The following is a 9,190-nucleotide window of genomic DNA, read 5'->3' on the forward strand; positions in this document are numbered from 1 at the left end:
GCTGTCCTGGTTATTACTTGGCCTTGCCTGCGCAGAAGACCGACGGCATGGCCGGGGCGTGCATCAGCACCCGCAGCCGGACGTCGGTTGCCTAAGCCCCCTACTTTCGGGCCGCCGCCTGGAGCAGCGGCAGGGTGCGGGTGGGCATGACTTCCACCAGTGACATGGCTGTGCTGGTACGTACGACGCCGTCAATCGCCAGCATTGCGTTGGTGACCCGGTGCAGGTCGGCCGGGTCCTTCGCGGCCACTTTTGCCAGCAGGTCGGCATCACCGGTGGTGGCATGCATCTCGATGATTTCGGGGATGTTCTGCAGCGCGGCTACGGCCTTGTCACTGACACTCTGGCTGATGGAGATGGAGATGAAGGCGATGAGCGGCAGGCCCAGGGCTTCGGTCCGCACCCGCTGGCTGAACGGAGCAAGGCTTCCGTCCCCCGCCAGGCGGCGCAGCCGGGCGTGAACGGTATTCCGGGCCACACCCAGGGTCCGGGAGAGGGACAGGACGGTGGCCTGCGGGTCCCGGTCGAGTGTGAGGAGGATCTCCGCGTCGAGGGCATCAATGAGGTGCATACTGAGCATTTTGCCACGGTGGGAGGTCCCAGCTCCCGGATCTGTCCTACTGGGAGCCGCTCTGTTGCGCAGCTGTCCTGTCCTGCCGCACGATGCTGTCCATGACCAGCACCCTTTCCGAAGCCGCGGCACCCCAGGTCCGCGCCGCCGTCGCACAACTCCCCGCCTACGTGGCCGGCAAGAGCGCACAGTCTGAGCTGACAGCCGCACTGGCGTCGAACGAAAGCCACTTCGCTCCGCTGCCCTCCGTGGTCACTGCGATCTCAGCCGAAGCGGACCGGATCCACCGCTACCCCAGCATGGGCGCGGTGGAGGCACGGACCGCCATCGCCCGCCACTTCGGCGTCAGCCCGGAAGAAGTTGCCGCCGGCCCCGGGAGCTCCGGGGTGCTGCAGCAGATCATTTCCGCCGTCTGCGCCCACGGTGACGAAGTGGTGTACGCGTGGCGGTCCTTCGAGGCCTACCCCATCCTGGTGGCGGTGGCCGGAGCCGTTTCGGTGCCCGTGCCGCTGCTCCCCTCTGAACACCACGACCTGGACTCCATGGCCGCAGCCATCACCGAACGCACCCGCCTGGTGATCCTCTGCTCACCCAACAATCCCACCGGGGTGTCCATCAGCGAGGAGGCGCTGGAAGGCTTCCTCGATGCGGTGCCGCCGCGGGTGCTGGTGGTCCTGGATGAGGCCTACATCGAATTCCAGCGCGGTGCCGGCATTGATTCACTCGACTTCTACCGCCGCTACCCCAACCTCTGCATCCTGCGGACCTTTTCCAAGGCGTATGGACTTGCCGGCCTGCGCGTTGGTTACGCCATTGCCCGCCCGGACATCGCCGAGGGCCTGCGCCGCACCGCCGTTCCCTTCGGCGTCAACAGGATGGCGCAGGCAGCCGCGGTCGCCTCGATGGCCGCCGGGGAAGAAGTCCTCGAGCGCACCGAAGAGGTGGCCCGGGAGCGCACCCGCGTGATCCGGGCGCTTCGTGGCTGCGGCTGGACCATTCCGGACAGCCAAGCGAACTTCTACTGGATCCGCGCCTCCGACGCGCTGCGCACCCAACTGCTTGACGCCTTGGCCGGCGCCGACATCCTGGCCCGCGGCTACGCGGCGGACGGAGTCCGCATCACCCTGGCCGACGCCCCGACCAACGACCGCGTCCTTGCCGTCCTGGCCGACCGCGGGCGCTTTGTACCTGAAGCGGGTACGGCCCGGTGAGTACCTGCACAGAAATTCCTGCCGCCGTCCCAGCCACGCACGGGGAAAGGCCGACGGCGGCGCCCGCCGTGCCGCGGTCGGCCGTCCGTCATTCAGCGCTTGAGGACGTCCTGGGCATTCTGACCGGCACCTTCGCGGCCTCGCTGGGGCTGTTCCTGCTCAAGTCGAGCGGGGCCGTCACCGGCGGCACCGCCGGGCTGGCGCTGCTCGTCAGCTACTCGGTGGCACTGCCGTTCGGGGTCATCTTCTTTGCCGTCAACCTGCCGTTCTTCGCCCTGGCCGTGTGGAAAAAAGGCTGGAACTTTGCGCTCCGCACCGGGGCCGCGATTGCCCTTGTCTCGGTGATGGCGAGCCTCCATCCCGCCGCGCTGGGAACGCTGCACATCGACCCCGTCTACGGCGTACTCGGCGGAAACCTGCTCGCCGGCGTCGGGCTCCTGATCCTGTTCCGGCACCAGTCGAGCCTGGGCGGCTTCAACATCATGGCCCTGCTGCTGCAGGAGAAACTGGGATGGCGTGCGGGGTATGTGCAGATGGTGCTGGACGTGGCCATCGTGCTCGTGTCACTGGCCCTTGTACCGCCGCTGATGGTGCTGCTGTCCGCGGCCGGCGCCACCCTCCTGAACCTGGTGCTGGCACTGAACCACCGGCCCGGCCGGTACCTGGGGATGTAGGCTCAGCAAGTTGGCCCGGACCAGCCAGTTTATTCCCGGGGACCGGCTGAAATATCTGCACCGGGACTGCTGTTGCCGCCCATATGACAACAATCGGAATCATCGGTGCAGGACATATTGGAAGCCAGGTTGCACGGAAGGCCGTGGAGCTGGGATACGACGTGGTCATCAGCAACTCGCGGGGACCGGAAACCCTGCAGGACCTGGTGGCGGAGCTGGGCCCGAAGGCGCGGGCAGCCACGGCAACCGAAGCGGCAGCGGCCGGCGACTTCGCCGTGGTCACCGTTCCGCTGAAGAACTATAAGGACATCCCGGTGGAGCCGTTGGCCGGCAAGGTTGTGATCGATACCAACAACTACTACTGGGAACGGGACGGCCGGGTTCCCGCCCTGGACCAAGGGCTGGCCACCACCTCAGGGCTGCTGCAGGAACACCTTCCCGAGTCAAAGGTTGCCAAGGGCTTCAACCACATCATGGCCAAGGACATCACCACCGACGGGACTCCCGCCGGCACGGAGAACCGCCGCGCGTTGGCCACCGCCAGCGACTACCCGGAAGCCGCCGAACTGGTCACCCGCCTGTACGACGAATTCGGTTTTGACACCGTCAACGTTGGGCTGCTCTCAGAGAGCTGGCGCGTGGAGCGGGACCGCCCGGCCTACGTTGCCCGGCAAACTGCCGCGGAGCTGAAGGACAACCTGGCCAAGGCACCGAGGACCATCTAGGCGCCTGCCTTTCCCAACTATCTGGTTGTGCGCACGACGCCGGCCGGCAGGGGAACCTGCCGGCCGGTTTTGTGTCCGCCCTTACTTCCAGGCCGGTACCAGCACCACTTCGAACGGGCTGGGCGGCTGATTGAACTGTGCATTGACCGCAGCGAGAGTGTCTTCCCCGAACAGGGCCACGGTAGTGGGGATATTGAAGGCGTCGCTCTTGATGGTGTTCCGGACCACGGCGGAGGACAAGTCCGTGGAAAGATCAAGGCGCGTTATCTGGTTCAGCTGGTTCTGGACCGCCCAGACGTTGTCGCCCCGCACCAGGACGCCATCCACAAACGGAACCTTGGCGCCCCTGATCTCAGCGCTCTTGCCGTTCTTCGGATTTACGGTATACAGGGCCCCGTTGGCGGTGTGGGCCACGATGAGGACCTTGCCGTCCTCGGACGCGGCAATCCCGTTTAGGTTGAACCCCTCCTTGAGGTCAGCGGCCGGACCGTGGAGTTTGAGGGTCTTCACCTTGCCCAGTTCGCCGTGTTCACCCACCGGCAGGAAGTAGAGTTCCGCGGCGGCCGAGTTGGTGAACCAGGCGCCGTCACTGGTCAGCGTGACGTCATTGATGAATCCCGCGGCGAGGTCGAAGTCGGCCACCGGCTTGCCGGTGTCCGTGTTGTAGACGAAGGCCTTTCCTGTGGCGGCTCCGGCCACAAACAGCAGGTGGTGGCAGGTGTCGGCCTTCATTCCGGCCGCGGCGCGGCCCGCCGGTGCGTCGATGAAGCGGGTTGCAGTGTCCTTACTGATGTCGCCGCGGAAGATGTCGCCGGAGGTGAGTTCACCTGCATAGAACGTCTTGCCCTCCCCTGCCGCGATGCCCTCGGCGGAGGTGGCGCCGTCGAGCACTATCTCCCCTGAAGGCGGCTCGGCTCCAGCCGGTAGGGCCGTAGGAAGAAGCAGGGAAAAAGAGGCTGCAAGCCCTGCCACGGCACGGCGGCACACTGTTTGGCGCATGCTGGTTCCTTAGTCTGGTTGCTGCGCGCGGGGCCATCTGCGGAAGCTCCGCACGATTGGTGCTGCCAGTTTAAGCGCAGGTGGGACGCTTGCGAAGGCAAGGGGGTACCCAATCTGCTTACAATCGAAACCTCTGACCACTACCGAGGGACCCATGAAGAAATTCGCCACAGCCCTGTTTGCCGCCGGCCTCGTAGCTTCCGCCACGGCCTGCTCCGCCACGCACCAACTGTCCACCGCCGAAACCTGCGAGCGGATCCAGGCCGTTGTGTCGAACCCCGCCAACAACGCCGGCAAGACGGGCATGAACAACCTCGCCAACCAGATCCGGCCCATCCACGCGGTGGCCTCGGACGACCTCAAGCCCGCTCTCGCCTCGATCCTCGCTTACACGGACGAGCAGGCCAAGGAAAACCCGGACAAGGACAAGCTGGCTGACCTTCAGTCGGGCTACCAGGAGGCCGGCAGCACCTACAGCAAGTTCTGCGGCCAGGCCGGCGGCTAGACAGGCCTGGGAGTGACCGGCCGCCTGCGGGCAAGGCGGCCGGCCCTCCTTTTGGCCTAGAGTGTGGCCGGATCGGTGTTGGCGCCGCATAAAATGACGGCGACGCGTTCATCCATCCTCGGCACGTACGCGCCCGAGGCCAGGGCAGCATAGGCTGCCGCGGCGCCGTGCTCCACCAGAATCCGGTATTCGTTCCACAGCGCGGAGCGTGCCGCAACGATCTGTTCGTCGGTCACCAGGACGCTTTCGACGCCGCAGCGGAGCGCCACCGAGAATCCGATGTCACCTATGCGGCGGGCACCCAGCGAGTCTGCCGCGACGCCGGAGACAGCCACGTCCACCGGTTCCCCGGCTGCCAAAGCGGCATGCAGGGTGGGCGCCGTTGCCGGTTCCACGGCCACCACTTTGGCAGAGCCTTCGACGGCGGCGGCCACTCCGGCCATCAGCCCGCCACCGCCCACGGCCACCAGGATCGTGTCCACGTCCGGCACCTGTTCGAGCAGCTCCGTTCCAATTGTTCCTGCCCCGGCGGCAATTTCCGGCTGGTCATAGGCGTGGCAGTAAACCGCACCGGTTTCTTCCGCGCGGGCAACGGCGGCCTTGTAGGCGGCCGCATATTCGGCCCCGCCCTGGACCACGGAGGCGCCGATGGCCTTCAGCTTGGCGACTTTGACGGCGGGCGCGGCTTCGGGAACGAAGACCGTGGCCGGCACGCCGAGCTGGGCGGCAGCATAGGCGTTGGCCAGGCCTGCGTTCCCGCCTGATGCCACCACCACACCCACATCCGCACGGAGTTCCCCGCGCTCCTTACTGGCCAGGATGCGGTTGAGGGCGCCCCGGGCCTTGAACGTGCCGGTGTGCTGCATGAATTCGCATTTGAACCACACTTTGCCCGGGAAGCTGTTGGCATCTGCCTCCATAACCGGTGTCCGGCGGATCAGTCCCGCCGTCCTGCGTGCCGCCTGGCCGACATCATCCCGTGTGATCATGCTCAGACTTCGTCGTCCCAGGTGCCGGGCTCCTCAAGCGCCTCTTCCGGTTTGTGCTCCGGGGCACCGTCCCCGCCTCCCACGTACGAGGCTGGCACCGTGCCAGCGGCATGGGCCTGCTGTTCCTCGCGGATATTTGCTGCGCCGTGCTGTTCCGGGTGCTGGCCGGACTGGGGCGCCTTGGCGGCCTGGTCCGCGGCCTCACCCGGGTCGCCGGGCCCGCGGAGGTCTGCGGTGTTCTGGGGATCGTCGCTGGATACGGTCATGGTCCTGCCTTTCACCTGGGAACTGCTGGGCACGGCCGGAATAGGGCCCGCCGGCTTCCAGCCTAAGGGTAGAGATTGTCGCCGGCCCGTTCCCGCGCTATTTCCAGCAGGGTCGAGTGGAAACTGCAGCGCCCGCCGATGGAAACGCCGGTCGGGGCCGTGCACGCTCCTCCCCGCGGCGTCGTATCCTGCTGTGGACGGTGGCCGGCGTGGCCATCCTGGGTGCGCTTGCCCCCGTGACCGGTGGCATGTTCAACCAGGCAGCCGCCACGAGACCGGAGCCTGCCATGACCGCTGTCCAGATCATTCCGCTGGTAATACTGGTGGTGATGTTCGTCGTCGCCACAAAGTGGCCGCTGAACATCGGCGTGATGGGGCTGGTGGCGTCCTTCGGCGTCGGCTATTTCATGCTGGGGATGTCGGACAAGCAGATCCTCGACGAGTTCCCGGCCAGCATCGTCCTGACCATCATCGGCGTCACCTACTTCTTCAGCATGGCGCAGCGGAACGGCACTATCGACATCATCGTCAGGGCGTGTGTGCGGCTGGTCCGCGGCAAGACGCTGCTGCTGCCGTGGGTATTCTTCCTGGTCGCCGCCGCACTGACGTCGCTGGGAACCTTCTCGCCCGCGGCCATAGCACTGCTCGCTCCCGCAGCTATCGGGTTCGCTTACGAATCGCGCATCCATCCGGTGCTCATGGGTGCGTTCATCATCAACGGCGCCCACGCCGGCGGGTTTTCGCCGCTGTCCGTTGCCGGCGTGCTGGTGCATGACATCGCGCTGAAGAACGATTTTCCAATCTCACAGGGCGGCCTGTTTATCGCCAGCTTCGCCCTGAACCTCATCCTCTCGGTACTGACCGTCGTCGTGTTCGCCCTGATCGGCAAGGTGCGTGACGGCGCTTCCGGCCAGTACGTTGACCTTGACACCTCCTCCACGGGGCGCCCCCACGGCCAGCAGGTTATGACCCTGGCCCTGATCGCGGTGATTCTGGTATGCACCCTCGGTTTCCACATGCCCATCGGCTTCGTGGCCCTGTCCGCCGGCCTTCTTCTCGCCTTTATCAACATCAAGGAACACAAGACCTTCATCGGGGGCATCTCCTGGTCCACTGTCCTGCTGGTTGCCGGCATGATCACCTACGTCTCCCTGCTGCAGCACGTGGGCGTCATCGACACCCTTGCCCAGCAGGCCTTGGCCCTGGGTGCGCCGCTGCTGATCGCACTCGTCCTCTGCTACGTGATCGGCGTCGGTTCCGCCTTCGCCTCCTCGACGGCGTTGCTGACCGCCTTCATCCCGATGGCCGGCCCCGTGCTGGCCACCAGCTCCCTCAGCGCCTCCGGAACGGTGGCCGCACTGGCCATCGCAGCCACCGTCGTCGACGTTTCCCCGTTCTCCACGGACGGCGCCCTTGTGGTGGCCAATGCCCGCGAAGACGACCGGCAGCGCGTCTACAAGCAGCTGATGTTCTACGCCGGCGGCGTAGTTCTGGTGGCTCCGGCGCTGGCATGGGCGCTGCTGGTGCCCACCGGCATCATGTAACCCTGCGTTTCCCCTGCTGTCCTTCGACACCTTCCTACACCCCGGCACCTGAGCCCGTCGTCAGTCACAAAGCGCCAAAAGCATTCCACAATGCGAAATTTGGTTTTCCTCTTGCGGAATAACTGTGACGAGGATTACTTTGGAAACAGCCCCGAAAACGGGCGGTACCCAATTGATAGGCAAAGGTCAATGAAGATCCCAAACCCTGAGGCACTGAAGGCGAGTTCGGTGCCCGCGAAGAGGAAGCCACTGTACAAGTCGCTCTTCTTCCAGATTCTGATCGCCGTCGTGGCAGGTGTTCTCATCGGGCATTTCTGGCCGGACCTCGGAGCACAACTGAGGCCGCTCGGTGATGGCTTCATCAAACTCATCAAGATGATCATCGCGCCGCTGATCTTCCTGGTGATCGTTACCGGAATTTCGGCCGTTGGCGACGTCAAGGCGGTCGGAAGGGTTGGGGTCAAGGCCCTGCTCTACTTCACGGCAGCAACACTGTTCGCCCTGGTCTTCGGGTTGATCGTCGGAAACATCGTCCAGCCAGGGGCCGGCCTCAATATCGACCCCGCAACCCTCTCCCAGGCAGACCTGGATGCAAAGACCGGATCAGCAGCCCCTAAGGATGCCGCATCATTCATCCTGGACATCATTCCGTCCAGCGTCATCGGGGCTTTTGCCAGCAACAGCCTCCTTCAGGTTCTCTGCTTCTCCGTCTTCTTCGGCGCTGCAATCGTGGTGATCGGACGCGAGAAATGCCTGCCGGTCATCAATGTCATGGAAACGGTCCTGGAACTGATCTTCAAGATCATGGCCTGGATCATGAAGGTAGCCCCGCTGGGCGCCTTGGGTGCCATGGCGTTCATCATCGGCCAGTACGGACTGGATACCTTGAGCACCTACGCGGTCCTGATTGCGGCCTGTTACGGCGCCGCGTTGGTCTTCATCGGCCTGCTGTTCATCGTGGCGTGGGTATTTGCCCGGGTGCCGCTTTGGCAGTTCCTGAAATACACCCGGGAGGAATTCCTCCTGGCGCTGGGCACGGCGTCCACCGAAGCGGTGATGCCCAGGATCATGACCAAGCTGACAAATGCCGGCTGCTCCCGCGCCACTACCGGCCTGGTGGTCCCCACCGGCTACTCCTTCAACCTTGACGGAGCCGCGATCTACCTTTCGATCTCCCTCCTGTTCCTGGCGCAGGCCTTCGGCCACCATCTTGACCTCGGCCAGCAGCTGGCTGCACTCGGCGTGCTGCTCCTGACGTCAAAGGGCATGGCAGGGGTTCCGGGGTCGTCGTTCCTTGCCCTCTCGGCAACGGCTGCCGCACTGGGCATCTTCCCGGTTGCCGGCGTCGCACTCCTCCTCGGCGCCGACCGGCTCATGGACTCCATGCGTGTGGTGGTCAATCTGCTCGGCAATTGCGTCGCCACCTTCCTGGTATCCAAGTGGGAAGGACAGTTCGACCGCAGCGTCATGCTGCGTGCCTTCAACGGCGAAATCACCAACCATGACTCCGCGATCCTGCTGGGCCAGGAGGAGGTTTTTGAGGGTCAGGAATTGAAGCGGCTTTCCGAGGGACAGGATCCGTCGCCGCGGTTCAGCGGCGCACCCACCCGGGACGTTGTTGCAGAGCTTCCGGCCGACAGCACCGGCCCGGTCGGGCTGGGCAGCAAGGCCAAGTAGGCGGCCATTCAATGCAACAAAGGGGTGGG

At 65.0% G+C, this 9,190-nt stretch carries 10 protein-coding genes; 6 read left to right on the forward strand and 4 right to left on the reverse strand.

Features of this window, described 5'->3' with window-relative positions; all coding sequences use genetic code 11:
- Positions 1-100 precede the first annotated feature (100 nt).
- The gene (locus ACTJK0_RS16630; RefSeq protein ID WP_110541864.1) at positions 101-580 is read right to left on the reverse strand and encodes an Lrp/AsnC family transcriptional regulator; all 480 of its coding nucleotides are present in this window, start codon (positions 578-580) and stop codon (positions 101-103) included.
- A gap of 83 nt (positions 581-663) precedes the next feature.
- On the opposite strand from ACTJK0_RS16630, the gene hisC reads away from it, so the two are divergent.
- The 3 genes from hisC (at position 664) to ACTJK0_RS16645 (ending at position 3,181) form a co-directional block, all read left to right on the forward strand.
- Complete coding sequence (hisC, locus tag ACTJK0_RS16635; RefSeq protein WP_440745939.1) at positions 664-1,782, forward strand: histidinol-phosphate transaminase; 1,119 nt, start codon at positions 664-666, stop codon at positions 1,780-1,782.
- Positions 1,779-2,456 (forward strand): YitT family protein, encoded by a 678-nt coding sequence (locus ACTJK0_RS16640; protein ID WP_440745940.1) that lies wholly within the window; start codon positions 1,779-1,781, stop codon positions 2,454-2,456. Before hisC ends, ACTJK0_RS16640 begins: the two co-directional genes overlap by 4 nt.
- A gap of 83 nt (positions 2,457-2,539) precedes the next feature.
- Positions 2,540-3,181, forward strand: a complete 642-nt coding sequence (locus tag ACTJK0_RS16645; RefSeq protein ID WP_440745941.1) for an NADPH-dependent F420 reductase — start codon at positions 2,540-2,542, stop codon at positions 3,179-3,181.
- Between the two features lie 81 nt (positions 3,182-3,262).
- Here ACTJK0_RS16645 and ACTJK0_RS16650 read toward each other — a convergent pair whose 3' ends face one another.
- Entirely contained in the window at positions 3,263-4,180 is a 918-nt protein-coding gene (locus ACTJK0_RS16650) for a hypothetical protein (protein WP_440745942.1), read from the reverse strand.
- A 154-nt stretch (positions 4,181-4,334) separates the two neighbouring features.
- Between ACTJK0_RS16650 and ACTJK0_RS16655 the strand changes: the two genes are divergently transcribed.
- Positions 4,335-4,685 (forward strand): hypothetical protein, encoded by a 351-nt coding sequence (locus tag ACTJK0_RS16655; protein ID WP_018770711.1) that lies wholly within the window; start codon positions 4,335-4,337, stop codon positions 4,683-4,685.
- Between the two features lie 56 nt (positions 4,686-4,741).
- Here ACTJK0_RS16655 and ACTJK0_RS16660 read toward each other — a convergent pair whose 3' ends face one another.
- Both ACTJK0_RS16660 and ACTJK0_RS16665 read right to left on the reverse strand, forming a co-directional pair.
- Complete coding sequence (locus tag ACTJK0_RS16660; RefSeq protein WP_440745943.1) at positions 4,742-5,674, reverse strand: threonine/serine dehydratase; 933 nt, start codon at positions 5,672-5,674, stop codon at positions 4,742-4,744.
- A 2-nt stretch (positions 5,675-5,676) separates the two neighbouring features.
- Positions 5,677-5,940 carry a hypothetical protein gene (locus ACTJK0_RS16665; RefSeq protein ID WP_440745944.1) on the reverse strand — a complete coding sequence of 88 codons (264 nt, stop codon included), beginning with the start codon at positions 5,938-5,940 and terminating at the stop codon, positions 5,677-5,679.
- A 116-nt stretch (positions 5,941-6,056) separates the two neighbouring features.
- On the opposite strand from ACTJK0_RS16665, the gene ACTJK0_RS16670 reads away from it, so the two are divergent.
- Both ACTJK0_RS16670 and ACTJK0_RS16675 read left to right on the forward strand, forming a co-directional pair.
- The gene (locus ACTJK0_RS16670) at positions 6,057-7,484 is read left to right on the forward strand and encodes an SLC13 family permease (RefSeq protein WP_110541870.1); all 1,428 of its coding nucleotides are present in this window, start codon (positions 6,057-6,059) and stop codon (positions 7,482-7,484) included.
- Positions 7,485-7,673: 189 nt separating this feature from the next.
- Positions 7,674-9,161, forward strand: a complete 1,488-nt coding sequence (locus tag ACTJK0_RS16675) for a cation:dicarboxylate symporter family transporter (RefSeq protein WP_440745945.1) — start codon at positions 7,674-7,676, stop codon at positions 9,159-9,161.
- Positions 9,162-9,190: the final 29 nt, after the last annotated feature.

Source organism: Paenarthrobacter sp. 22069 (genome assembly GCF_052046035.1).
Lineage (GTDB): Bacteria > Actinomycetota > Actinomycetes > Actinomycetales > Micrococcaceae > Arthrobacter.

Excerpts from the sequence above, each read along its gene's own strand:
- ACTJK0_RS16630 (WP_110541864.1), bottom strand. The coding sequence starts at position 580 with ATGCTCAGTATGCACCTCATTGATGCCCTCGACGCGGAGATCCTCCTC.
- hisC (WP_440745939.1), top strand. The coding sequence starts at position 664 with ATGCTGTCCATGACCAGCACCCTTTCCGAAGCCGCGGCACCCCAGGTC.
- ACTJK0_RS16645 (WP_440745941.1), top strand. The coding sequence starts at position 2,540 with ATGACAACAATCGGAATCATCGGTGCAGGACATATTGGAAGCCAGGTT.
- ACTJK0_RS16650 (WP_440745942.1), bottom strand. The coding sequence starts at position 4,180 with ATGCGCCAAACAGTGTGCCGCCGTGCCGTGGCAGGGCTTGCAGCCTCT.
- ACTJK0_RS16655 (WP_018770711.1), top strand. The coding sequence starts at position 4,335 with ATGAAGAAATTCGCCACAGCCCTGTTTGCCGCCGGCCTCGTAGCTTCC.
- ACTJK0_RS16660 (WP_440745943.1), bottom strand. The coding sequence starts at position 5,674 with ATGATCACACGGGATGATGTCGGCCAGGCGGCACGCAGGACGGCGGGA.
- ACTJK0_RS16665 (WP_440745944.1), bottom strand. The coding sequence starts at position 5,940 with ATGACCGTATCCAGCGACGATCCCCAGAACACCGCAGACCTCCGCGGG.
- ACTJK0_RS16675 (WP_440745945.1), top strand. The coding sequence starts at position 7,674 with ATGAAGATCCCAAACCCTGAGGCACTGAAGGCGAGTTCGGTGCCCGCG.